Origin of the sequence: Rhodanobacter sp. B05 (assembly GCF_002001085.1) — a bacterium.
Classification (GTDB): Bacteria; Pseudomonadota; Gammaproteobacteria; order Xanthomonadales; family Rhodanobacteraceae; genus Rhodanobacter.
The window spans coordinates 156,527-180,404 of record NZ_MUNU01000017.1; the positions used below are offsets into that span (position 1 = coordinate 156,527).

The 23,878-nt window shown below is 64.8% G+C and carries 18 protein-coding genes; 10 read left to right on the top strand and 8 right to left on the bottom strand.

Annotated elements, in window-relative coordinates; translation table 11 throughout:
• Positions 1 to 106: 106 nt before the first annotated feature.
• From B0E47_RS12075 to cutA, 3 genes are all read right to left on the bottom strand, one after another.
• Positions 107 to 652: a TlpA disulfide reductase family protein gene (locus B0E47_RS12075; protein ID WP_077514510.1), complete on the bottom strand. Its 546-nt coding sequence runs from the start codon at positions 650 to 652 to the stop codon at positions 107 to 109.
• A complete protein-coding gene (locus B0E47_RS12080; protein WP_077514511.1) occupies positions 652 to 2,850 on the bottom strand; it encodes a protein-disulfide reductase DsbD in 2,199 nt (732 codons plus the stop codon). Before B0E47_RS12080 ends, B0E47_RS12075 begins: the two co-directional genes overlap by 1 nt.
• A 144-nt stretch (positions 2,851 to 2,994) precedes the next feature.
• Positions 2,995 to 3,321 carry a divalent-cation tolerance protein CutA gene (cutA, locus tag B0E47_RS12085; RefSeq protein ID WP_077514512.1) on the bottom strand — a complete coding sequence of 109 codons (327 nt, stop codon included), beginning with the start codon at positions 3,319 to 3,321 and terminating at the stop codon, positions 2,995 to 2,997.
• Positions 3,322 to 3,570: 249 nt separating this feature from the next.
• On the opposite strand from cutA, the gene B0E47_RS12090 reads away from it, so the two are divergent.
• The 6 genes from B0E47_RS12090 (at position 3,571) to B0E47_RS12115 (ending at position 14,465) form a co-directional block, all read left to right on the top strand.
• Positions 3,571 to 3,864 (top strand): co-chaperone GroES, encoded by a 294-nt coding sequence (locus B0E47_RS12090; protein WP_077514513.1) that lies wholly within the window; start codon positions 3,571 to 3,573, stop codon positions 3,862 to 3,864.
• Between the two features lie 126 nt (positions 3,865 to 3,990).
• The gene (groL, locus tag B0E47_RS12095; RefSeq protein ID WP_077514514.1) at positions 3,991 to 5,643 is read left to right on the top strand and encodes a chaperonin GroEL; all 1,653 of its coding nucleotides are present in this window, start codon (positions 3,991 to 3,993) and stop codon (positions 5,641 to 5,643) included.
• A 147-nt stretch (positions 5,644 to 5,790) separates the two neighbouring features.
• The gene (locus B0E47_RS12100; protein WP_139351449.1) at positions 5,791 to 8,118 is read left to right on the top strand and encodes a class I SAM-dependent DNA methyltransferase; all 2,328 of its coding nucleotides are present in this window, start codon (positions 5,791 to 5,793) and stop codon (positions 8,116 to 8,118) included.
• Between the two features lie 148 nt (positions 8,119 to 8,266).
• On the top strand, positions 8,267 to 9,436 hold the full coding sequence (locus B0E47_RS12105; protein ID WP_077514775.1) for a Fic family protein: 1,170 nt from the start codon (positions 8,267 to 8,269) through the stop codon (positions 9,434 to 9,436).
• Entirely contained in the window at positions 9,433 to 10,854 is a 1,422-nt protein-coding gene (locus tag B0E47_RS12110; RefSeq protein WP_077514516.1) for a restriction endonuclease subunit S, read from the top strand. Before B0E47_RS12105 ends, B0E47_RS12110 begins: the two co-directional genes overlap by 4 nt.
• Positions 10,851 to 14,465: a type I restriction endonuclease gene (locus tag B0E47_RS12115; protein WP_077514517.1), complete on the top strand. Its 3,615-nt coding sequence runs from the start codon at positions 10,851 to 10,853 to the stop codon at positions 14,463 to 14,465. The genes B0E47_RS12110 and B0E47_RS12115 overlap by 4 nt, the downstream gene beginning before the upstream one ends.
• 46 nt (positions 14,466 to 14,511) lie before the next feature.
• On the opposite strand, the gene B0E47_RS12120 is transcribed toward B0E47_RS12115, so the two are convergent.
• Together B0E47_RS12120 and B0E47_RS12125 are read right to left on the bottom strand one after the other, a co-directional pair.
• Positions 14,512 to 14,820 (bottom strand): cell division protein ZapA, encoded by a 309-nt coding sequence (locus tag B0E47_RS12120; protein WP_077514776.1) that lies wholly within the window; start codon positions 14,818 to 14,820, stop codon positions 14,512 to 14,514.
• 8 nt (positions 14,821 to 14,828) lie between these two features.
• Positions 14,829 to 15,062: a TIGR02449 family protein gene (locus B0E47_RS12125; RefSeq protein ID WP_077514518.1), complete on the bottom strand. Its 234-nt coding sequence runs from the start codon at positions 15,060 to 15,062 to the stop codon at positions 14,829 to 14,831.
• A 105-nt stretch (positions 15,063 to 15,167) separates the two neighbouring features.
• Between B0E47_RS12125 and B0E47_RS12130 the strand changes: the two genes are divergently transcribed.
• From B0E47_RS12130 to cydB, 4 genes are all read left to right on the top strand, one after another.
• On the top strand, positions 15,168 to 15,731 hold the full coding sequence (locus B0E47_RS12130; protein WP_077514519.1) for a UPF0149 family protein: 564 nt from the start codon (positions 15,168 to 15,170) through the stop codon (positions 15,729 to 15,731).
• Complete coding sequence (locus B0E47_RS12135) at positions 15,728 to 17,068, top strand: aminopeptidase P N-terminal domain-containing protein (protein WP_077514520.1); 1,341 nt, start codon at positions 15,728 to 15,730, stop codon at positions 17,066 to 17,068. Before B0E47_RS12130 ends, B0E47_RS12135 begins: the two co-directional genes overlap by 4 nt.
• A 102-nt stretch (positions 17,069 to 17,170) precedes the next feature.
• The gene (locus B0E47_RS12140) at positions 17,171 to 18,547 is read left to right on the top strand and encodes a cytochrome ubiquinol oxidase subunit I (protein ID WP_077514521.1); all 1,377 of its coding nucleotides are present in this window, start codon (positions 17,171 to 17,173) and stop codon (positions 18,545 to 18,547) included.
• Positions 18,548 to 18,549: 2 nt separating this feature from the next.
• Positions 18,550 to 19,560, top strand: a complete 1,011-nt coding sequence (gene cydB / locus B0E47_RS12145; protein ID WP_077514522.1) for a cytochrome d ubiquinol oxidase subunit II — start codon at positions 18,550 to 18,552, stop codon at positions 19,558 to 19,560.
• A gap of 110 nt (positions 19,561 to 19,670) precedes the next feature.
• On the opposite strand, the gene pepQ is transcribed toward cydB, so the two are convergent.
• From pepQ to B0E47_RS12160, 3 genes are all read right to left on the bottom strand, one after another.
• Entirely contained in the window at positions 19,671 to 20,990 is a 1,320-nt protein-coding gene (gene pepQ, locus B0E47_RS12150; RefSeq protein ID WP_077514523.1) for a Xaa-Pro dipeptidase, read from the bottom strand.
• A 171-nt stretch (positions 20,991 to 21,161) separates the two neighbouring features.
• On the bottom strand, positions 21,162 to 21,521 hold the full coding sequence (locus tag B0E47_RS12155; RefSeq protein ID WP_077514524.1) for a pilus assembly protein PilZ: 360 nt from the start codon (positions 21,519 to 21,521) through the stop codon (positions 21,162 to 21,164).
• Positions 21,518 to 23,875 (bottom strand): DUF1631 family protein, encoded by a 2,358-nt coding sequence (locus B0E47_RS12160; RefSeq protein ID WP_077514525.1) that lies wholly within the window; start codon positions 23,873 to 23,875, stop codon positions 21,518 to 21,520. The genes B0E47_RS12155 and B0E47_RS12160 overlap by 4 nt, the downstream gene beginning before the upstream one ends.
• Positions 23,876 to 23,878: the final 3 nt, after the last annotated feature.

Below are 23,878 nucleotides of genomic sequence, written 5' to 3' on the forward strand. Positions count from 1 at the left end.
GGCGCAGTGTGCGCGCACCGGTTGATGTTGTCCAGTTCACTGTAGATCGACGATGTTTGACGGAGAAGTGCGGGATTACCCTGCGCTGGCGTATGTCCGGCGGCCTTCAGGGTCGCGTCTGGACGGGTGCCAGCCAATCATCCAGTTGCGCAGGAGACAGCGCGCCGGCATGAGTCGCCAAAATGCGCCCATCTGCGCCTACAAGTACGCTAAAAGGGATTATCTCGCTGCTATCGCCAAGTTGAAGCGAGGTGCTTGGTGCCTCCAGTTGGCCCAGCAAAATCGGGTAACTTACCGGATGTGCGGACAGAAAGGCACGAACGCGTTCGGGTTCGTCCATGGCGATTCCGAGTACGATCGCCCCATGATCGCCGAACTTTCGCTGTACCTGGTTCAGCGCCGGCATTTCCTCCAGGCACGGACCGCACCAGCTGGCCCAGAAATTCAGCAGCAGCCGCCGGCCACGGTAGTCGGTCAACCGGTGTGGGCGGCCTTGAAGATCTGGCAGGAGCAGGGCCGGCAAGGGCCGGCCGATCATCGCGGCGTTTACGAGACCGACCATCGGCGCTTGCCGCTGGTGCTGGATGAAGCCGCCGAGGATGGCGGCCAGCGCGGCCAGCGCCAGGATCAGGCTGGTGCTGCGACCGGGCATCAGCGCGCGGCGTCGGTCAGCGCCCGCTCGACCATCGAGGAGGTCAGCACGGTGGACAGTTGCCGGCCGGGGCCGCCGTGTTTCGGGAACACGACGTACAGTGGTACCCCCGGCGAATGGTATTGCGCGAGGAATGTGCTGATGGCCGGGTTGACGTCGGTCCAGTCGCCTTTCATGTAGACCGCGCCGGTGCGTTGCAGTAGGTCGCGGAATCGCTGCGTGTCCAGCACGGTGTGCTCGTTCGCCTTGCAGGTGACGCACCAGTCGGCGGTCATGTCGACGAATACGGGCGTGCCGGCGGCGCGCAGTTCGGCCAGCTTCTGCGGGCTGTAGGCGACCACGCCATCCTCGGTCGCCGTGGCACTGGACGGTGGGGGCACCCGGGTCAACAGTGCCATCGGCACCAGCGTGGCGATCGCCAGTACCGCGACCGCAAGCTTGCTGATGGCGCCGCGCGAACGACTGCGCTCGAACCACCACAAGGTCATCGCCAACAGTACCATCGCCACCAGGACCAGACCGACGGCATCGGCACCGCGCTGGTTGGCCAGCACCCAGACCAGCCAGGCGGCGGTGAGGTACATCGGGAAGGCCAGCACCTGCTTCAGCGTTTCCATCCAGCGTCCCGGCCGCGGCAGCAGGCGTGCCAGCGCAGGCACGAAGCCGATCGCCAGGAACGGCAACGCCAGGCCGATGCCCAGCATCAGGAACACCAGCAGTGCCGACAGCATCGGCGCGGTGAAGGCGTAAGCCAGGGCGCTGCCCATGAACGGTGCGGTGCATGGCGTGGCGACCACCACCGCCAGCACGCCGGTGAAAAAGTCACCGGCCGCGCCGGCGCGGCCGGCCAGACCGGCACCGGTATTGCCCAGCGAGGCGCCGAACTGCACCACGCCGGACATCGACAAACCCACCGCCAGCATCACGCAGGCCAGCACGCCTACCACCAACGGCTGCTGCAACTGGGTGCCCCAGCCGAGCGCATGTCCGGCCTCGCGCAAGGCCAGAATGCCAAGCCCCAACACAGCGAAACTGCACAGCACCCCGGCGGCATAGAACAAGGCATGGCTGCGTCGGGTGGCGGGGTTTTCGCCGCTCTCCAGCACGCTGACCGCCTTGATCGACAGCACCGGCAGCACGCAGGGCATCAGGTTCAGCACCAGACCGCCGCCCAGCGCCAGCAACAGCGCGGCAATCAGGCTGATCTGCAGCGGGCCGCCACCGACGTCCGCTGCAGGTGGCGGCGCCGTGGTTGCCAGCGCGGTGCCGGTTACTGCGGAGCTGTCGCCCAGATCGATGGTCACCCCGCGGTTCATTACCGGGTAGCACAGGCCGCCTTCCTGGCAACCCTGGAAACTCGCCTCCAGTTCCAACTGCTTGCGCCCGGCCAGGTCGCCTTGCACCGTCACCGGCAGATCGACCTCGTCGAAGTACACGATGACATCGCCGTGATGTTCGTCGTGATGCGCGACACCCGCCGGCCACACCGGCTTCAGGTCGAGGCCTGGCGCATCGCTCAGTCGCAGACTGGTCTGGTCACGATAGAGGTAGTAGCCCTTGGGCATCGTCCAGCGCAGCAGCAGCTGGTGCGGGCCTTGCGCCAGCGCGGCAAAGGCGAAGGCCTGCTCGGGTGGCAGGGCTGCGCCGGTGCCACCCGCAGACGGGCTGCCGAGCGCCTGCAGCGCGGCGCCCAGCGATGCGGGCCTCGTCGCGGGCGGTGAGGGCGTGATGGTGTTGGTGCCGGCCGGCAACGGCAGATCGATCTGCTCGGTATGCGGCGGATAGCAGATCTTCGGATCGACCTCGTGGCAGCCCTGATACTGCACGCTCAGCTTCAGCCGGGTGGTGCCGGCGGCGACGGTGTACGGCAACGTGGCGTCGACGCCGTGATGGTAGGTCTCCACGTCGCCCAGGTATTCGTCGTGATGCTTCTCGCCGTCCGGCAGTTGTGCCTCGCCCAAGGTCACGCCGTCGCCGCCCTTGAACTTCATGCGGCCGCGGTAGAGGTAATAGTCCGGCGCGATCGTCCAGTGCAGTTTCAGCACGCCCGGCACGGCGGCATCGGCGCTGAGCTTGTACGCCTCGGTGACCGGCAGCAGGTCGGCGGTGCTCTGCGCGAACGCGGGCGGTACTGCCAGCATCAGGGCAAGCAGGATCAACAGGAGCGAGGTCGGGCGGCCATGCAACGGGGAATGCATCGATATTCTTCTTTCGGATCGTGCGCGGATGCGCAGCAGGGATTATGTGCCAGCTTCCAGCCGCGGATGCGGGGTGCGACGTCGTGCCCGGCTCACTGGCGGCGGAACGGTGTCGCTTCAGAGCCGGAAGGGTGCGGAGGCGTTTCAGCTATCTGTTTGAGTGCGCACCCAGTCCAGGTAAGTTGCATGGCCGCGTTCCACCGGCACGGCGATCAATTCCGGCAGATCGCAAGGGTGCAGTTCCAGCAGGCGGGCCTTCAGTGTCTCGAAACGATCGGCGGTGGTCTTGATCAACAGCAATTCTTCCTTGTCCGTGGTCGTCGTACCCTGCCAGCAATAGGTGGATTGCACGCCAGGCAACCGGTTGACGCAGGCGGCCAGCCGCTCATTCACCAGCGTTTCGGCCAAGGTCTGCGCGCTGGCGGCGTCGGGGCAGGTGCAGTAGCAGAGCAGGACGGTGGACGCGGACATGCGGGACTCGGGCGTCGGGAACGACCCAATTTAACAGAGTGACCCGTCATCTCCCTTGAGACCCTGATCCGGCCGCCCCATTGGCTGACGCAGGGTCACCGGATCGATCCCGGCCGCGATTTTTTTCTTGCAGTGGGGGCTTGCATCGCTAGAATTGGCACTCATCTATGATGAGTGCTAACAAGCGGTCCGCCCGGGCCGGCCTGTCAGTCCTCGCAAACTCAACCCACCGTCAAGCTGGAGCCACCCATGAGCAAACTGCGTCCGTTGCACGATCGCGTCATCGTCAAGCGCCTGGAAGAGGAGCGTGTCTCCGCCGGCGGCATCGTCATCCCCGACAGCGCCACCGAGAAGCCCACCCGCGGCAAGGTCGTCGCCGCCGGCACCGGCCTGATCATGGCCGACGGCAAGGTTCGCCCGATGTCGCTGAAGGAAGGCGACACCGTGCTGTTCGGCAAGTACGCCGGCCAGGAAATCAAGATCGACGGCGAAGACCTCGTGTTCCTGAAGGAAGACGACATCGTGGCTGTGATCGAAGGCTGATGGGATGGGGCCTCGGTGGTCGAGCGCGAAAAGCAAACCCGCGCACGCCAGTCGCCTTTGGCTCCTTCTTGCAGCAGTTTCGCAACGTTTCCCATTCCTATTCAATTTTTTTGAGGCAAAAAAATTATGGCCGCTAAAGAAGTACGTTTCGGCGAAGACGCCCGCGCTCGCATGCTGAAAGGCGTGAACACCCTGGCCAATGCGGTCAAGGTCACCCTCGGCCCGAAGGGCCGCAACGTCGTGCTCGAGAAGAGCTTCGGCGCCCCGACGATCACCAAGGACGGCGTGTCCGTCGCGAAGGAGATCGAACTGGCAGACAAGTACGAGAACCTCGGCGCGCAGATCGTCAAGGAAGCCGCGTCCAAGACCTCCGACGTCGCCGGTGACGGCACCACCACCGCGACCGTGCTGGCCCAGGCGTTCATCCAGGAAGGCCTCAAGGCGGTTGCCGCCGGCATCAATCCGATGGACCTGAAGCGCGGCATCGACAAGGCCGTTGCGGCCGCCGTCGGCGAGCTGAAGAAGATGTCCAACCCGACCGCGAACGACAAGGAAATCGCGCAGGTCGGCACGATCTCGGCCAACTCCGACACCAACATCGGCGACATCATCGCTACCGCGATGAAGAAAGTCGGCAAGGAAGGCGTGATCACGGTCGAGGAAGGTTCGGGTCTCGAGAACGAGCTGGACGTCGTCGAGGGCATGCAGTTCGATCGCGGCTACCTGTCGCCGTACTTCATCAACAACCAGCAGAGCCAGCAGGTCGAGCTGGATGACCCGTACATCCTGATCCACGACAAGAAAGTGTCGAACGTGCGCGAGCTGCTGCCGGTGCTGGAAGCCGTCGCCAAGGCCGGCAAGCCGCTGCTGATCGTCGCCGAGGAAGTCGAGGGCGAGGCGCTGGCCACGCTGGTGGTCAACACCATCCGCGGCATCGTCAAGGTCGCCGCCGTCAAGGCGCCGGGCTTCGGTGACCGTCGCAAGGCGATCCTGGAAGACATCGCGATCCTGACCAACGGCCAGGTCGTGTCCGAGGAAGTCGGCCTGTCGCTGGAGAAGACCACGATCGCCGATCTGGGTCGCGCCAAGCGCATCGTCATCACCAAGGAAAACACCACGATCATCGACGGTGCCGGTGAAGCGGAGAAAATCCAGTCGCGCATCGCGCAGGTCAAGGCGCAGATCGAGGAGACCTCGTCGGACTACGACAAGGAGAAGCTGCAGGAGCGCGTGGCCAAGCTGGCCGGCGGCGTGGCGGTGATCAAGGTCGGTGCCGGCACCGAGATCGAAATGAAGGAAAAGAAGGCCCGCGTCGAAGACGCCCTGCACGCCACGCGCGCAGCCGTCGAAGAAGGCGTGGTCCCCGGCGGCGGCGTCGCACTGATCCGCGCGCTGAAGGCGGTCGAAGGCCTGAAGGGTGACAACACCGACCAGGATCTGGGCATCGCGATCACCCGCCGCGCGCTGGAAGCGCCGCTGCGCGCGATCGTCGCCAACGCCGGCGAAGAGCCGTCGGTGATCCTCAACAAGGTGAAGGAAGGCAAGGGCAACTTCGGCTACAACGCCGCCACCGGCGAGTTCGGCGACATGGTGGCGATGGGCATCCTGGATCCGACCAAGGTGACCCGCACCGCGCTGCAGCACGCTTCGTCGGTTGCCGGTCTGGCGATCACCACCGAAGCGATCATTGCCGAGCTGCCGAAGAAGGACGAAGGCCACAGCCACGGCGGCGGTGGCATGGGCGGCGGCATGGGTGGCATGGGCGGCATGGACTTCTAAGTCCGGCTGGCCACGCTGTCACACGAGAAACCCCGCTTTGGCGGGGTTTTTCTTTGCAACCGATGATCCCCGTACACCACCGCGCCTTGCAGGCGGCGAAGCCCAGCTCCGTCCTCTATCATTCAAAGAGATGACAGGAACGCATTCGTGGATCAAACCCAACTCAACACCCTTACCAATTTTCTCTGGAACATTGCCGACGACGTGCTGCGCGACATTTATGTGCGTGGCAAGTATCGCGATGTGATCCTGCCGATGACGGTACTGCGTCGGCTCGATGCCGTGCTCGAGCCGACCAAGCAGGCAGTGCTGGACATGAAGGCGGCGCTCGATCGCGAGGGCATCACCAATCAGGATGATGCTCTGCGCGCCGCCGCCGAGCAGGCGTTCTACAACACCTCGCCATTCCGCTTGCGCGATCTCAAGTCGCGCGCCACCCGGCAGAAGCTGAAGGACGATTTCGAGGTTTACCTCGACGGCTTTTCGCCGAACGTGCAGGACATCCTCAACAATTTCGAGTTCCGCCACCAGCTTCCGCGCCTTTCCAAGGCCGATGCGCTGGGGCCGCTGATCGAGAAATTCCTCGACAAGGATATCAACCTCGGGCCACAGCCCCTGGACGATCTGCCCGCACTCGACAACCACTCGATGGGCACGCTGTTCGAGGAACTCGTGCGCCGTTTCAACGAGGACAACAACGAAGAGGCCGGCGAGCACTGGACCCCGCGCGACGCCGTGCGGCTGATGGCCAACCTGATGTTCCTGCCGGTGGCGGAACAGATCGAATCAGGCACCTACCTGCTGTACGACTGCGCTTGCGGTACTGGCGGCATGCTGACCGTGGCGGAAGGAACCCTGCAGCAGATCGCCCGCGCGCACGGCAAGCAGGTGGCGACCCATCTCTATGGTCAGGAGATCAACGGCGAAACCTATGCCATCTGCAAGGCCGATCTGCTGATCAAGGGCGATGGCGACGCTGCCGACAACATCGTTGGTGGGCCGGAATATTCCACCCTGTCCAACGATGCATTCCGCGCGCGCACGTTCGATTTCATGCTCGCCAATCCACCTTACGGCAAAAGCTGGAAGAGCGACCTCGAACGCATGGGCGGCAAGAAGGAGCTGCGCGATCCGCGTTTCGTCATCCAGCACGGCGAGGAACCCGAATACTCGCTGGTCACCCGTTCCAGCGACGGCCAGATGATGTTCCTGGCCAACATGCTGAGCAAGATGAAGCACGACACCCCGCTCGGCAGCCGCATTGCCGAGGTGCACAATGGCTCGTCGCTGTTCACCGGCGACGCGGGGCAGGGCGAAAGCAATATCCGCCGCTGGATCATCGAGAGCGACTGGCTCGAAGCCATCGTCGCCCTGCCGCTTAACATGTTCTACAACACCGGCATCGCCACCTATGTCTGGGTGCTCGGCAATCGCAAGCCCGCGCACCGGCAGGGCAAGGTGCAACTGATCGACGCCAGCCAGTGGTTTCGGCCGCTGCGCAAGAACATGGGCAAGAAGAACTGCGAACTGTCGGCCGAGGATATCCGCCGCATCTGCGATAGCTTCCTTGCCTTCGAGGAAACCGAACAGTCGAAGATTTTCCCGAACGCCGCTTTCGGTTACTGGAAGGTCAAGGTCGAGCGCCCGCTGCGCCTGCATAGCCAGCTCAGTCGCGCGCGCATCGAAACGCTGCGTTTTGCCTCCGGCGACGAGGACATTCGCGCCGCCCTCTATGACGCGCTCGGCGAGGCCCTGTTCGATGACCCCACCTCCGTGCGCGCGGAGCTGGAACGTCGCCTCGACGACTGGGGAAAATCCGACGCCGAGGATGAAGGCGAAGGTGAAGAAGCACCCGTCGCGCGCAGCCTGTCCGACAAAAAGAAGAAGAAATTGCTCAACGTGGATAGCTGGAAGCGCGACGCGATGCTGGTCGACACCGCGCTGCGCCTGCGCGAAGCACTGGGCGATGGCTTGTTCGAGGATCACAACGAGTTTGTCGATCAGCTCGAAACCGTGCTCGCCCGCCTCGATATGAAGTTGAGCGCAGCCGACCGGAAAGCGATCGTCAATGCGGTGAGCTGGCGAGTGGAGGGTGCGCCGCCGGTCATCCGCAAGCACCACAAGCCAGGCAAGGCAAAGCCCGACCCGTTGCGCGGCCTGTACGCGGTGCAGATCGACGGCAAGCCCTGGGTCGTGGAGTACGAGCCCGACAGCGAGCTGCGCGACCACGAACAGATTCCGCTGCTCGAAGCGGGCGGCATCGAGGCCTTCATCCGTCGCGAGGTGCTGCCGTACACGCCGGATGCCTGGATCGTCGAGGCCGACACCAAGGTCGGTTACGAGATCAGCTTTACCCGGCACTTCTACAAACCGCCGGTGCTGCGCAGCCTGGCCGAGATCAGCGCCGACATCCTGGCTCTGGAGCAGGAGACCGAGGGCCTGTTGTCGGAAATCGTCAGCGATATGGCGTCATGAAGCGGCCGGCCCCATGGCGAAGGCTGCCTTGCATACAGGGCCAAACGCTCTCTATATTGCAGGCTACGTTGAACATGGACGGAGATTCGGGCCATATGCAAGCCAGCCTCGTATGAACGCGCCCGATCCTCGCGCCGGCGATGAGGCGATGCGTCACCGCGCCGGGCGCTATATCGCCCAAGCCACCGGCTACCGCGCCTTTCATCCGGCGCCGCTACCGCCGCAGCCGTCAGTGCGGCTGGAAGGCGAGCTGCAGACCCTGCTGTCGCTGGCCGACCGCGCGCTCGGCCGACTCGACGGCTCGATCCAGACCCTGCCCAACCCCGACCTGTTCGTCTTCATGTACGTGCGCAAGGAGGCGGTGCTGTCCAGCCAGATCGAGGGCACGCAGAGTTCGCTGCAGGATCTGCTGGCGGCCGAGGCGCATATCCTGGCGCCGGATCGCCCGCGCGATGTCGACGAAGTGGTCAACTACGTGGCCGCGATGAACTATGGCCTGCAGCGGTTGCAGGAACTGCCGGTATCCGTGCGTCTGATCCGCGAAATCCACGAACGCCTGCTGCAGGGCGTGCGCGGCATGCGGCTGACGCCGGGCGAACTGCGCACCTCGCAGAACTGGATCGGCCACGCCGGCTGCACGCTGACCGAAGCGACCTACGTGCCGCCGCCACCGCACGAAGTGCCGCTCGCGCTTGGCGCACTGGAAACCTTCCTGCACGCCGACAGCACCCTGCCGCAGCTGATCCAGATCGGCCTGGCGCATGCGCAATTCGAAACCATCCATCCCTTCCTCGACGGCAACGGCCGTGTCGGTCGTTTGCTGATCACCTTTCTGCTGTGCCAGCGCGAGATCCTGCTCAAGCCGGTGCTGTACCTGTCGCACTTCTTCAAGCAGCACCGCACCGAATACTACGAACGCCTGCAGGCGGTGCGCGACGGTGGCGACTGGGAAGGCTGGCTGGCATTCTTTCTGCGCGGCGTGGCCAGCGTCAGCCGCGAGGCCACCGAAACCGCGCGGCGCATCCTCGCCCTGCGCGAGGACCATCGCGCCAAGGTCACCGCCGGGCTCGGCCGCGCCGCCGGCAACGGCCACAAGGTGCTGGAGCATCTGTACCAGCGCCCGATCGTCTCGGTCGCCGACGTGCAGGCGCTGACCACGACGACTTATACCGCCGCCAATAACCTGGTCTCGCGACTGGTGGAGCTGGGCGTGCTGACGGAAGCCACCGGCTACCGACGCAACCGGCTGTTTCGCTACCAGGCGTATATCGAGTTGTTCGGCGAGCCGGGCGATGCGGCGGAAGGGGCGGCGGCATGATCGCGGGGTTGAAGCCGTATGCGGCGTACAAGGTTTCGGAGTTGGTTTGGCTGCCGTCAGTGCCGAAGAAATGGACGATCCGGCGCGGACGAGGTGTATTCGAGTGCATTGATAAACGCTCGATTATCGGTGACGAAGAACTCCTGTCGGTTTCGGCTGCCGATGGAGTGAGACGGCGCAGCGAAAAGGCCGTCACCATGTTCCAAGCGAACTCGTATGCGGGGCACAAGCTTGCATGGCCAGGCGATCTGGTGATCAACAGTCTTTGGGCATGGATGAAGGGTCTTGGCTTCTCCAAGTATCACGGCATCGTCAGTACGGCCTATGGCGTGTACCGGTTGCGGCCCGAGCATCGTGATGGGTGGCAGTACTTCAACTATCTGCTTCGATCCAATGCGTATGACTGGGAACTGCGCGTCAGGTCGAAAGGAATATGGATATCGCGGATGCAGCTGACCGATTGGTCATTTCTCGACACGCCAATCCTGTTGCCGCCACCCCACGAACAAGCTGCCATCGTGCGCTTTCTGGATCACGCCAACCGCAAGATCGACAGCTTCATCCGCGCCAAGCGAAAGCTGATCGCGCTGCTGAACGAGCAGAAACAGGCCATCATCCACCGCGCGGTGACGCGCGGGCTGAATCCAGATGTGCCGCTCAAGCCTTCGGGTATCGATTGGGTCGGTGATGTTCCAGTGCACTGGGGCTTGCCGCTTCTAGGTCGTTGTCTGACCGGGATCGAACAAGGCTGGAGCCCGGTGGCTGCGGAAGGAGACATCGTTCCTGAGCAATGGTGTGTCCTGACCTTGTCATCTGTCAGACGCGGTGTTTTCAACCCCGCTGCTATTAAACCAGTGTCGATGGCCGCAGCTATTCCTCGCCAATTCGAGGTGGCCGATGGTGATCTACTATTGACGCGATCCAATACTAGGGATCGGGTAGGCGACGTATGTCTTGTTAAGGGGGCTCGACCTCGAACCCTACTCTGCGATCTGATCTATCGCTTGCGTCTTCGCAGTGACGCATTTGATCCTCAATTCTTGGTGTTTCAATTGTTGTCGCAGATTGGCCGGCAACACATCGAACGAGATGCCCGTGGATCAAGTGGGACGATGCCAAAGATCTCGCAAGGGCACATTAAATCGTGGCGCGTTCTTCTCCCACCTATGGACGAGCAGCAGTGCATCGTTGAGGTAATAGAGGCCGAATGCGCGCCAATTGAAAGGACCGTCGCCCACATTGAGCACGAAATCTCATTGATGCAGGAATACCGCACCCGCCTGACCGCGGATATCGTCACCGGCAAGCTGGATGTGCGCGCAGCAGTGGCGAGCTTGCCCGAGATCGTCGACGCGCCGGTCGACGAACCTGTCATCGACGAGACCACGGACGAACTGGAATACGAGGACGCTGAATGAGCAGCCGGCCCGCGATACCGCTTCAAACCCAGCGCGATCTGCTGTTCGAATGTCGCTATCGCTGCGCCTGCTGCTGCGAGCCGGTGTCGCTGGAAAAGGCGCATATCGAGCCGTGGGCCAAGAGCAAGGATCACGCCTTCGAAAATCTGGTGGTGCTTTGCGCCAACTGCCACACGCGCTCGCATGCCGAGCACTGGCCGGAATCCCAGTTGCACAAGTTCAAGCAGTCGCCTTGTGCGCTGGAGCGCGATCGGCTGCCGGCGATGTCCGCCGATCAGAAAGCGATGGTCGACCTGATCCTCGCCATGCCGTTCGAGGCGATGAGCGAACGCGAGCGCGTTCGGCTGGTACGGATGGTTGCGGCCTATGCCGAAGTGGAAGTGAGGGAATTGCAATTGGTGGCCGTGGCGCCGACCAACAGCTCGCTGGTTCGACTTGAAATGCCGACTGCTGCCGCCGAGCGCCTGATCCGCGCCTTCCAGGCGCAGGACCCGCGGCTGGTCGCCTTCCTCGACGAATTTGCGCGGCCGGCGAATGCTGAATTCGGGTTGGCGTTGCCCGCATCCGATCCACGAGCCGCCTTCGGCCTCGACGGCGGCATCAAGCTGATCGAAACCGCGCGTCCGACACCAGCGGACAAGCCACCAGTCACCAATATCAAGGAGGAAGGGCTGGAGTCGCTGATCGTCGGCGCGATGACCGCCTTCGACTGGATCGCGGGCCGCAACGCCGACTACGAGCGCGAGTACGCGGTCGATCTGGAGCAACTGGCGACGTTTCTGGAGCAGACGCAGGAAGAGGCCGCCACCGCGCTCGACCTGCGCCATGACGGCCCCAGCCGGCGCAAATTTCTCGCCCAGTTGCAGGGTGAGATCACCCGGCGCGGCACTATCGACGTGCTGCGCAAGGGCATCGGCCATGGCAAGCATCAGGTCGACTTGTTCTATGGCACGCCGTCGCCGGAAAACGCCAAGGCCGTCGCGCGGCATGCGGCCAACCGCTTCAGCGTCACCCGGCAACTGCACTACAGCCGCGAGCAGAGCAAGCGCTCGCTGGACCTGGCGCTGTTCATCAACGGCCTGCCGATTGCTACCTTCGAGCTGAAGAACAGCCTGACCAAGCAGACGGCAGAAGATGCGGAAGAGCAGTACAAGCGTGATCGCGATCCGCGCGAGACGCTGTTCCAGTTCGGTCGCTGCGTGGTGCACTTCGCGCTCGACGATCATGAAGTGCGCATGTGCACTGAGCTGAAAGGCAGCAAGGGCACGGCCAGGGATTCCTGGTTCCTGCCGTTCAATCAGGGCTGGAATCAGGGTGCCGGCAACCCGCCCAACCCTTACGGGATCAAGACCGACTATCTGTGGCGGCGCATCCTCACGCCGGGCGGCCTGACCGACATTCTGGAGAACTACGCGCAGATCGTCGAAGAGAGGAACGAGAAGACCGGCAAGAAGAAACGCGTGCAGGTGTTCCCGCGCTACCACCAACTCGATGTGGTGCGCAAACTGCTCGCTGATGCGGCGTGGTTCGGTGTCGGCAAGCGCTACCTGATCCAGCATTCGGCCGGCAGTGGCAAGTCCAACTCCATCGCGTGGCTGGCGCACCAGTTGATCGGCCTGCGCAAGGATGGGCGCGAGCTGTTCGATTCCATCATCGTGATCACCGACCGGCGCCTGCTCGATCGGCAGATCCGCGAAACCATCCGCGGTTTCGCCCAGGTCTCGACGCTGGTCGGTGCGGTGAAGGAAGGCGCGGGCAGTTCGAAAACCGAGCAGCTCGCCAGGTTTTTGCGCGATGGCAAGAAGATCATCATCTCGACCGTGCAGACGTTTCCGTTCGTGCTCGACCGCATCGGCGACGCGCATCGCAGCGGCGCGTTCGCGATCATCATCGATGAGGCGCATTCCAGCCAGGGTGGACGCACCGCCAGCAAGCTCAACATGGCACTGGCCGAAGAGCCTGCGGACTACGACAGCGAGGAGGATCTCGAAGATCGCATCAACGCGATCATCGCGTCGCGCAAGATGCTTACCAACGCCAGCTATTTCGCATTCACGGCGACGCCGAAGAACAAGACGCTTGAGATGTTTGGTACGCCGTATCGGTTAGGTGAGGAGACCAAGTACCGGCCTTTCCACACCTACACGATGAAACAGGCGATCGAGGAAGGTTTCATCCTCGATGTGCTCAAGTACTACACGCCAGTGGAAAGCTATTACCGGCTGGCCAAGGTGGTTTCCGGCGACCCCGAGTTCGACGTCAAGAAGGCGCGTAAAAAACTGCGCATCTACGTGGAGAGTCACGGCAAGGCGATCCGCGACAAGGCCGAGATCATGGTCGATCACTTCCACGAGCAGGTGATCGGCCAGCACAAGATCGGCGGGCAGGCGCGGGCGATGGTGGTGACCGCCAGCATCGAGCGTGCGATCCAGTATTTCTTCGCCTTCCGCGATTATCTGACGGAGATCCGTAGCCCGTATCGTGCCATCGTCGCCTTCTCCGGCGAGCCGGAATACAAGGGCGACAAGGTGACCGAGGCGAAGTTGAACGGCTTCCCTGGCGGCGAGATCGCCGAGCGCATCCAGGAAGACCCGTATCGCTTCCTGATCTGTGCCGACAAGTTCCAGACCGGCTACGATGAACCGCTGTTGCACACCATGTACGTGGACAAGGCACTGTCGAGCATCAAGGCGGTGCAGACGCTGTCGCGTCTGAACCGTGCGCACCCGAAGAAGCACGACGTATTCGTGCTCGACTTCCACAACGACGTCGACACCATCGAAAAGGCGTTCGCCGATTACTACCGCACCACCATCCTCAGCCGCGAGACAGACGCCGACAAGCTGCACACACTGAAGTACGAACTGGACGGCTGCCAGGTCTATGCGCCGGAACAGATCGATACGCTGGTGCAGCTGTACCTGGACGGCGCAGACCGCGACCGGCTCGATCCCATCCTCGATGCCTGCGTCGCGGTCTATGTGGAGGACCTGGACGAAGACGGGCAAGTCGTGTTCAAGGGCAAGGCCAAGGCGTTCACGCGTACCTACGACTTCCTCGCCACCATCCTTCCTTACGGCGTGCAAGCCTGGGAGAAGCTGTCGATCTTCCTGAATTTCCTGATCGCCAAGTTGCCCGCGCCGGTGGAAGAGGATCTGGCCAGGGGCATTCTCGATGCCATCGACATGGACAGCTACCGCGCCGAGAAAAAGGCCACGCTGGCGATTGCGCTACCGGATGCCGATGCCGAGATCGAACCGGTGCCGACCTCCGCTGGCGGTCGCAAACCGGAGCCGGAGCTGGACCGGTTGTCCAACATCGTGAAGGCCTTCAACGAGCAGTTTGGTGGCCTGTTTGCCGATCCGCAGCGCATGGAGCAGCGCATCACCGGCGAGATCCCCACCCGCGTGTCGGCCGATCAGGCGTACCAGAACGCCAAACAGAACTCGGATCGCCAGAATGCCCGGATCGAGCACGACAAGGCCCTCAAGCGGGTGCTTACTTCGCTGTTTGCCGATGACGCGCAGCTGTTCAAGCAATTCCAGGACAACGAGTCGTTCCGCCACTGGCTGACTGAGACGGTGTTCGGGCTGACATACGACGAGCCTTGAGCTATCAAGTTCTGCGCAGGCCGTCGCCTTGGGCAGGGTCTCAGGCTCAGGGTTTGCCGGGCTCACTCTCGAGCGCGGCGTTGAGCTTGCTGCGCAAGCCGGCGAGGCCGTCGCTGAGGCGCTGGCTCTGCCCTTCATGCTGCTTGCGCAGGTTCATGAATTCGTGCGCGACGCTGATCGCCGTGAGCACTGCCAGCCGTTCGAAACTGGGCGCCTTGGCGTTGGCGCGCAGTTCGCGCATCTTGCGATCTAGGTAGCCGGCGGCCTCGAGCAGGCCGTCGCGCTCTTCGGGCGCGCAGGCAATCAGGAATTCGCGATCGATCAGTCGCAGCGCGACCGGTTCATTGCTGGACATGGTTTCCATTAGCCGTTGCTTTCAAGCGATTTCAGTCGCTGGATCATCGCCTCGACGCGGCTGCGTGCCTGCTCGTTGCGGGCCAGCAGGCCGGCGCGTTCGCCCGACAACTGTTCCTGGCTCTGGCGCAGGCTGCGATTCTCCTCGCCGAGCCGGCGCACGGTATCGAGCAGATGGTCCAGTTGCCGGCCCAGGGCCGCCAACTCTTGCTGGACAGGGTCAACATGGTCTGGCGTACTCATGCGCGAAACTATAGCAGGACGCCAGCGGAAATCCGCGCGGTGGTCGGCAGTGCGAAGGAAGCCTCGCCACTGCATTAAACTGGGGCATTTGAGCAGGAGCCGCACGTGACGGATATCGATGGGGTCAGCCATGACGAGCTCGCGGCACTGGGCGTGCGCCTGCGCCTGGGCAGCGGGGCCAGCGAGCTGCATGGCTCGCTGACCGGTTACCTGGCCGGCGGCGGTTCCCTGCGCGGAAGACCGGTGCTGGCTGCCCTCGAGCTCGATGGCGAGGCGGTCGATGCCAGCGCGCCGGACCAGGCGCAGCTGGACCGGCTGGCGCAGCAGACCCGGGCCGGGTTGGCCGACACGGAGCTCGGCTTCGAGCCGTTGCTGCCGGACGACGACCGGCCGCTGGCCGAGCGCGCCGAAGCGATGGTCGACTGGTGCCGCGGCTTCCTCGGCGGCTTCGGCCTGGGCGGTGCCGCCGCGCATGCGCCGCTGTCGGACGAGGCGCAGGAGATCCTGCGCGACCTGGGCACGGTAGCCGGCTCGTCGTTCGATTTCGGCAACGAGAGCGAGGACGAGGACGCCTTGATCGAGGTGCACGAGTTCGTGCGCATGGCCGCCATGCTGTTGTTCACCGAGTGCAACACAGGCGACCCGTCGCGCGGCGGAACCCTGCATTGATTCCCGCCGCGGCAGACCTGGCGGGCCTGGCGATCACGACCGACGAATTTGCGCGTCGTCGCCGCCAGCTGATGCGGATGGCGGGCACCGATGCGGTGGTGCTGGTGGCGGCCGCGCCCGAGCGCATGCGCAACGCGGATGCGGCGTGGCCGTACCGACAGGATTCGGATTTCCACTACCTGGCGGGCTTTCCCGAATCCGATGCGGTGCTGGCGCTGTTGCCGGGGCGACAGCACGGCGAGGCGGTGCTGTTTTGCCGCGAGCGCGATCCCGAACACGAGCGCTGGCACGGCCGCGGCATCGGCACCGAGCAGGCCGTATCGGCCTACGGCATGGACGACGCGTTCCCGATCGAGGACATCGACGACATCCTGCCCGGCATGATCGAGGGTCGTGCCCGGATGTATTGCCATTTCGGCCACGAGCCGGGGTTCGACGCGCAACTGTTGGGCTGGATGCGCCGCCTGCGCCAGCTGCGCGGTGGCGGCGTGGTGCCGAAGGAATTCGTGGCGCTGGGCCACCTGCTGCACGATCTGCGGCTGTTCAAGTCGCGCGCCGAACTGAAGCTGATGCGCGCCTCGGCGGCGATTGCGGTGGAGGCGCAGCTGGCCGCGCTGCGACTGGCGCGGCCAGGCCGGCACGAATACGAGATTGAGGCCGAACTGCTCGGTGTGATCCGCCGCCACGGCGCGGTGCCCGCGTTCGCGCCCACCGTCGCCGGTGGTGCGAATGCCTGCGTGATGCACTACCAGAGCAATCGCGCATCGTTGCGCGAGGGCGAGTTGCTGCTGATCGATGCCGGCGCGGAACTGGATTGCTACGCCTCCGACATCAGCCGCACGTTTCCGCTCAGTGGTCGCTACAGCCGCGAGCAGCGGGCGCTGTACGAGGTGGTGCTGGCCGCGCAGCTGGCGGCGATCGACGAGGTACGGCCCGGCCGGCCGTTCGACGCTTCGCACAACGCGGCGGTGCGCGTGCTGGCCGAAGGCCTGTGCGAACTGGGCCTGCTCGGTGGCGACGCCGATGCGGCGATTGCCGCGGGCAGCTACCGGCGCTTCTTCGCCGCCAAGACCGGCCACTGGCTGGGCCTGGACGTGCACGACGTGGGCGACTACCGCATCGACGGCGAATCGCGCCTGCTCGAACCGGGCATGGTGCTGACGGTGGAACCGGGCCTGTATATCGCGGCGGACGATCGGTCGGTGCAGGAGCGCTGGCGCGGCATCGGCATCCGCATCGAGGACGATGTGGTGGTGACCCGCGAGGGCCATGAGGTGCTTACCGCAGCGATGCCGAAGGAAGCCGGCCAGATCGAGGCGTTGCTGGCCGCGCGTTGATTGCCGATGAGGCGAAACGCCGCATGACGCGATGTCGCGCACCACACCTCGTGCACGTTTGCACGCCTATAGTCGAACGATCACTCTCGGGAGGCGCTGGCGATGACGGCCGAGTTCCTGTCGCGAATCCAGTTCGGCTTCGTGATGTCGTTCCACATCCTATTTCCGGCCTTCACCATCGGCCTGGCCAGCTGGCTGGTGTTTCTGGAGGCGCTGTGGCTGCGCCGACGCAGCGAGATGCTGCGTGACCTCTATTTCTTCTGGCTGAAGGTGTTCGCCGGTTCGTTCGGGCTGGGCGTGGTCTCGGGCATCGTGATGAGCTTCCAGTTCGGCACCAACTGGGCCGGCCTGTCGACGGTGGCGGGCAACGTGCTGGGGCCGCTGCTCAACTACGAGGTGATGACGGCGTTCTTCCTCGAGGCCACCTTCCTTGGCGTGATGCTGTTCGGCTGGAACCGGGTGAGTCACCGCACGCATTTCATCGCCACCTGCATGGTGGCCTTGGGTACCTTGATCTCCAGCTTCTGGATTCTCTCGGCCAACAGCTGGATGCAGACGCCACAGGGCTACACGGTCGTCAACGGCGTGATCCAGGCCAGCGACTGGTGGGCGGCGATCTTCAATCCGTCCTTCCCGACCCGGCTGGTGCACATGGTGCTGGCCTGCTTCCTGAGCACCGCCCTGGTGATCGGTGGCGTGTCGGCGTGGTACCTGCTGCGCGGCGTCTGGCAGGACAAGGCGCGGCTGATGTTGCGTTGTGCGCTGGTGTTCGTGGCGATCGTGATCCCGCTGCAGATCATCGTGGGCGACATCTCCGGCCAGGTGGTGCGCGAGTACCAGCCGGCCAAACTGGCGGCGATCGAAGCGCGCTGGACCACCGAGCGCAATGTGCCCCTGACCTTGTTTGCGTGGCCGGACGACAAGGCCGAAAAAAACGATTACGCCGTCGATGTGCCGCACCTGGGCAGCCTGATCCTCACCCACAGCTGGAGCGGCGAGGTGAAGGGGCTGAAGGATTTTCCGGCGCAGGACCGACCGCCGGTGGCGGCACCGTTTTTCAGCTTTCGCATCATGGTCGGGCTGGGCCTGTTGATGCTCGCCCTGTCGGCGCTCGGCCTCCTGCTGTGGTGGCGCCGACGCCTGTTCGACAGCCGCTGGTATCTGCGTTGCTGGATGGCGATGATGCCGGCCGGCTTCATCGCCCTGTTGACCGGCTGGTACACCGCCGAGATCGGGCGCCAGCCCTGGGTGGTTTATGGCGTGCTGCACACCGTCGATGCGGCCAGCGCGGTGTCGGCCTCCAGCGTGCTGACCTCGCTGATCGTGTACTTCGTGACTTACATGACCCTGTTCGGCTTCGGCAGCTGGTATCTGCTCAAGGTGCTGCGCGCCGGGCCGGACACGGCACCCGTGCGGGTCGGCTTCGGCGCCACCGCGGCGCGGCCGCTGGCGGTGGTCGATGACGGCGGGGAGGAGTGAGCATGGAACTCTCCACGATGCTGCCGGTGGTCTGGTTCTTCATCATCGGCTTCGCGATCATGATGTACGTGCTGCTGGACGGCTTCGTGCTCGGCATCGGCATCCTCACGCCGTTCGCCGACGACGAGGCGCAGCAGGAACTGATGATGAACACCGCCGCGCCGATCTGGGACGGCAACGAGACGTGGCTGGTGATGGGCGGCGCCGGGTTGATGGCGGCGTTTCCCAGGGCCTACGCCACCATCCTGTCGAGCCTGTACCTGCCGATCCTGGCCATGCTGATCGCGCTGATCTTCCGCGGCGTGGCGTTCGAGTTCCGCTTTCGTGCGCATACGTCGCGGCGGATCTGGGGCGTCGCGTTCCACCTGGGTTCGGTCGTTGCCGCGTTTGCACAGGGATTGATGCTGGGCGCCATCGTCGAGGGCATGCCGCTGGAAGGCGGCAAGTACCTGCATGGCACGTTCGCCTGGTTCAGTCCGTTCTCGGTGCTTACCGGCATGGCGCTGGTGTTCGGTTACGGCCTGCTCGGCGCGACCTGGCTGGTGCTGAAGACCGAAGGCCGCCCGCAGCGCATCGCACGCGACCTGACCCGCCCGCTGATGCTGGCGGTGATCGCGTTCATGCTGATGGTCAGCGCGTGGCTGCCGTTCCTGGATTCACGACTGATGGATCGCTGGCTTGCATGGCCGAACTTCCTTTACCTGTCGCCGCTGCCGATCCTGACCATCGTGGTCGCCGCATGGCTGTGGCGCGCGGTGCTGGCCAATCGCGAGGTCGCGCCGTTCGTGCTGGCGCTGGGTTTCTTCGCGCTGGGCTTCCTCGGCCTGGTAGCGGGCATGTGGCCGAACATCGTGCCGCCCACGATGAGCATCTGGGATGCCGCCTCGCCGCCGTCCAGCCAGGGCTTCGTGCTGGTCGGCGCGGTCATCATGATCCCGGTGGTGCTGTTCTACACCGCGTACTCGTACCGCGTGTTCCGCGGCAAGGTGCGTGCGGGCGAGGGCTATCACTGATTGGGGCGGGGAATAGGGAATAGGGAATAGGGATTGGGAAGAGCTTGGCACTTGGCTCCTCTCTCCCCCGGCGATAGAGCTGCCGGCGGAGAGGGAGCTGGCGCATGACTCTAACCGGCTGCGGCGAATGCATCGCGGGTGAGGTTTTCGGGTGCGTCGTCGGTGCACACCACGTCGTCCTCGATGCGGATGCCGCCGTATTGCCTGAATGCCTCGACCCTGTCCCAGGCGATCTCCTTCGACACCGGCTTGTCACGCAGTTCGGCCAGCAGCATCTCGATGAAATACAGGCCGGGCTCGATCGTCACCACCATGCCCGGCTCCAGCGCGCGGGTCATGCGCAGGTATGGATGGCCGTCCGGACGGGCGATGCTGCCGCCGCGTTCGCTTTGCTGGAAGCCGGCGACGTCGTGCACCTCCAGGCCGATCGGGTGGCCGAGGCCGTGCGGGAAGAACGCGCTGCTGACGCCGGATTCGACTGCGCTCTCGGCGCTCATGCGGAAGAAGCCGTGCTCGCGCAACACGCCGGCCAGCACGTGATGGGCGTGGATGTGCAGGTCGGGATAGCTCTGCCCGGCGCGCACCCTGGTGACGAAACCTTGCTGCGCGGCGTCGACACTGTCGATCAAGGCCTGGAATTCGGCTGCCTGCGATGACGCGTAGGTGCGCGTGATGTCGCTGGCGTAGCCCGCGGCGCTGGCGCCGGCGTCGATCAGGAACGAGCGGCTGTGCGCGGGCGGCGTGCGGTCGAAGTTCGTGTAGTGCAATACCGCGCCGTGTTCGTTGAGGGCGACGATGCTGGCGTAGGGCAGCTCGGCATCGTTCTGCTTCGCCGCCGAGAGGTAGGCCATGTGGATGCCGAATTCGCTTTCGCCGGCGCGGAACGCGGCTTCGGCTGCGCGGTGCGCACGCGCGCCGACGCGGCTGGCTTCGCGCATCAGCGCCAGTTCGTACGGTGTCTTGTAGCTGCGGTGCCAGTGCAGGGAGTCGAGCACGGCCGGCGGGTTGTTCGCCTCGACGCCATCGGTGGCGGGGCAGGCGGCGGCGATCACCGCGCGCTTGCCGCTGGGCAATTCGGCCAGCGCGTCGGCGGCGGTGTGCACGATGGTGATGTCGAAGTGCTCGACCCAGTAGCCATGCGGTGCTTGCGGCACCACGTGCCAATAGTCGCGCGGCTGCACGAAGATCAGCTTCGGCTTGCGGCCCGGCGTGTAGACGATCCAGCTGCCCGGCACGTCGGTCAGCGGCAGCCAGTGCTTGAAATGCGGATTGGCGACGAACGGGTAATCCTGATCGTCGAGAAACTTGCGCAGCGGCGTGCCGGCGGCGATCAGCAGGTGGTCGAAGCCGCCCAGCGCGAGTGCCCGGCCGGCGCGCTCGCGCACGATGGCCAGATGGTGCGGATACAGCGGGGCAAGTTGATCGTGCATGGAGCCTCCTGCAACGGCGGGCTGCCTTGCTGCCGGATCGTCTGCGCGGATCATGACGACGACGGCCATGCGGGCCGTCTGCGCGCAGGGCCGGAACAGCCCGTGGTGAGATGGGGAAGGGGAAAGCAGACGCCCATGATGCCGTGCGGGCCGCACGACTGCCAGCGGAGCTCAGCCCTGCGCCAACCAGCTTTCGAGCCGGGCGGCGTCGACGTCGGTGATCGCGATGATCCGGTAGCCAGCCCAGATCTGCCCGGAGCTGGCGGCATGCTCGTGCCATTGCTCCTGGATGCCCACCTCGATCGGTTGCGACTGCACCAGCGCGCGGCCAGTCGCCGGCAAGGCGATGCTGACCTGGTAGAGCGCCTCGCTGCGTGGTGTCTGCGAGGTGATCAGCAGCATGCCGGTGCTGGAGATGTTGCCCAGATGGCCGATCGGCTCACCGCGGATCACGTCGGTGACGACGGCGTTGCCGGGCGCGCGTTTGCGCGGCGCGCGGCGCTGATTGACGGGAACGTTGGGCGGGCTCATCGGCGCCTGGACTCCGCGGGCTTGGCATTGCGGGCAAGTGCTGCCGACTGGCGCAGGTTGCCGGTGAGGCTGTGCCAGGCACGATCGAGCAGACTCTCGGGCTCGGCCGGCACTTCGCAGGCGCGGCCGCTGGCGACCTCGTGGGCCAGCTGCGCCATGCTCATTTCCTCGCCGCGCTGGCCACGCCGGCTGACCAGCAGGCAGCGCCCCGACATCGGCGAGTACCAGGCGAGCTTGCGTCGTGCAATCTGCCCGTTGGAAGGATCGACGAATTCGAACCAGCTGCCGAACGGCAATTTGCGCAGATGCTGTTCGATATGCGTTTCGCGCGGCTCGACGGCGGGCAATCTCGCTTCCGGTGGAGCTGGCGGCGCCGCCTTCGGCGTCGAAGCCGGTGCCGGTCTGGCGACAGCCGGGCGGCTGGCAGGAGCCGCAGGAGCCGGCTCGTGGTCGGCCTGCTGTTCGCCCAGGCGCTGGTGCTGTTTCAGGCGCAAGGCGAGGTCGGTGGCGCTGGGCAGATCGACGGCGGGATCCGGCGTGCCGGCTCCAAGCAGACGCTGCGCCACCTGCACCGCTTCCTCGGCGTGCATGCCGATCTGCTGCAGGCCGCTTTCCACGTCCCGCTGCAATTGCCGGCGGTCGGACGTGGGCAGGCGGCCGAGCAACTGATCGGTGATCGCCAGTTGCGCCTTGAACGCCGCGCTGTCCTCGCCATGGCGCAGCAGCGTCAGGGCCAGCACGTCGGACCAGGCCCGATCGAGCAGCGCGCGCAACAGGCCGCGCGGCGGCGACTGGGCGAAGCGTTCGGCCATCAGTTCGCTGGCGCGGTGGCGGGCCTGGTCCAGCCGTTCGCGCCCTTGCGCTGCCTCGACGTGGCGCCGCTCGGAGGCCTGCGCCTTGCGGGTCAGCAGCGCCAGATGGTGTTCGATGTCCGCCAGCAGGGTGGTGTAGAGCCCCGCGCTGGGCGGCTCCTGGTTGGCGCGGCTGACCAGCTGTTCGAGCTTGCTGGCCAGCGGACGGTTGCTTTCGTCGTCGCTGCCGTCCAGCCAGTCGTTGGCTGCGGCGGCGACGGTGTCGAGCAGTTGTCGCGCAGGATGTTCGCGTTTCTCGAAGAAGCTGTGGTCGGCGACCGCCACGCGCAGCACCGGCAGTTGCAGGTTGCTGAGCAGGCTGCGTGCGTTGCCGCCCTGCTGCAATTGCTGCCCCAGCTGTTCGAACAGTCCGGCGACGAGTTCCACCGTATCGCCCTGTTCGCTGGTGAGCTGGGTGCGCGGCGCGTCGGCCGGTTTGCCGAGATTGAGCTGGGCCAGCAACTCCTCGCGCAAGCGGGCGGCGCTGCGCAGCTCGCGGCTGGCGTGGTCGGTGACCTGGGCCAGGTGCTGTTGCAGCGCGCCCAGCGCCAGTTGCAGCTCGTCCTCGCTGGCGACCGGGCCGGCGGCATCGCCGCTTGCCATGCCCTGGCCGCCACGCCGTTGCGACAGCAGATCGCGCAGCGATTCGAGCACGTGGATGGAGTCCTCGCCGGCACCGCCGCCCTGCGGCTTGCCTGTGCTCTCCGCTGCCGGTGCGGCCGCCGCTGCGGGTTCACTGGCTGGCGCGGCTTCCGACATCCCCGGACGTGCTCGCTTGTTGATCTGGCGCGGCACCGGGATGCTGCGCAGCTGCGGCAGGATGCCGGCGGACTGCCAGTGCAGGTTGATGGTGTCGTACAACGGGGCAAGTGCGGGGAGCACCCACTGATCGAAGTGCTGCAGCAGCAGCAGCTGATGCTTGTGCGGGAGATCCAGTTCGGCGCTGGCCAGATGGAACGCCTTGGCCAGGGCATGCGGCCCGAGCGGCAACGACTGACCTTCCAGCGGTGGCGAACCTATCAGTACCGCCAGCCGATAACCGAGTTCATACAGGGCGCGGCCATGGCGCACTTCGCCACGGGCGCCAAGTTGATCCAGCGTCATCGACATTTCCTGCACGCCGGGGTCGAGCAGTTCCAGCGATAACCAGGGACTGGATTCGGTGGCCGGGGTGGATTTGCCCGCCCCCCGGTCAAGCTCGTTCAGGGCGTTGCCCACTTGCTCCATGAGGGATTGCAGGACGTTGTTGCGCCCTTGCAGCACTCGCTGTCGGCTGGCGAAGCACTCGTGCTGTTCATCGGAGCGCTGGGCGTGATCGGCCAGCGCGAAAAGCTGTCTCTCGAACTCGCCCAGGCAGTGGCGAACCGGCGCATGCAAACCCTCCACGCACAAGGTGTAGCTGGTCTCGATCAGCTTCTGCGCGCGCGCGGGCCAGCGCCCCTGGCTCAGGCGTGCGGGCGAATGCGACCCGGGCGGGTGCCGCAGATCCTGTCCGGCATTCATGAA

Bases quoted from the DNA above. Each gene is read 5' to 3' on its own strand.
- B0E47_RS12075 (WP_077514510.1), bottom strand. From the start codon at position 652: ATGCCCGGTCGCAGCACCAGCCTGATCCTGGCGCTGGCCGCGCTGGCC.
- B0E47_RS12080 (WP_077514511.1), bottom strand. From the start codon at position 2,850: ATGCATTCCCCGTTGCATGGCCGCCCGACCTCGCTCCTGTTGATCCTG.
- cutA (WP_077514512.1), bottom strand. From the start codon at position 3,321: ATGTCCGCGTCCACCGTCCTGCTCTGCTACTGCACCTGCCCCGACGCC.
- B0E47_RS12090 (WP_077514513.1), top strand. From the start codon at position 3,571: ATGAGCAAACTGCGTCCGTTGCACGATCGCGTCATCGTCAAGCGCCTG.
- groL (WP_077514514.1), top strand. From the start codon at position 3,991: ATGGCCGCTAAAGAAGTACGTTTCGGCGAAGACGCCCGCGCTCGCATG.
- B0E47_RS12105 (WP_077514775.1), top strand. From the start codon at position 8,267: ATGCGTCACCGCGCCGGGCGCTATATCGCCCAAGCCACCGGCTACCGC.
- B0E47_RS12110 (WP_077514516.1), top strand. From the start codon at position 9,433: ATGATCGCGGGGTTGAAGCCGTATGCGGCGTACAAGGTTTCGGAGTTG.
- B0E47_RS12115 (WP_077514517.1), top strand. From the start codon at position 10,851: ATGAGCAGCCGGCCCGCGATACCGCTTCAAACCCAGCGCGATCTGCTG.
- B0E47_RS12120 (WP_077514776.1), bottom strand. From the start codon at position 14,820: ATGTCCAGCAATGAACCGGTCGCGCTGCGACTGATCGATCGCGAATTC.
- B0E47_RS12125 (WP_077514518.1), bottom strand. From the start codon at position 15,062: ATGAGTACGCCAGACCATGTTGACCCTGTCCAGCAAGAGTTGGCGGCC.
- B0E47_RS12140 (WP_077514521.1), top strand. From the start codon at position 17,171: ATGACGGCCGAGTTCCTGTCGCGAATCCAGTTCGGCTTCGTGATGTCG.
- cydB (WP_077514522.1), top strand. From the start codon at position 18,550: ATGGAACTCTCCACGATGCTGCCGGTGGTCTGGTTCTTCATCATCGGC.
- pepQ (WP_077514523.1), bottom strand. From the start codon at position 20,990: ATGCACGATCAACTTGCCCCGCTGTATCCGCACCATCTGGCCATCGTG.
- B0E47_RS12155 (WP_077514524.1), bottom strand. From the start codon at position 21,521: ATGAGCCCGCCCAACGTTCCCGTCAATCAGCGCCGCGCGCCGCGCAAA.
- B0E47_RS12160 (WP_077514525.1), bottom strand. From the start codon at position 23,875: ATGAATGCCGGACAGGATCTGCGGCACCCGCCCGGGTCGCATTCGCCC.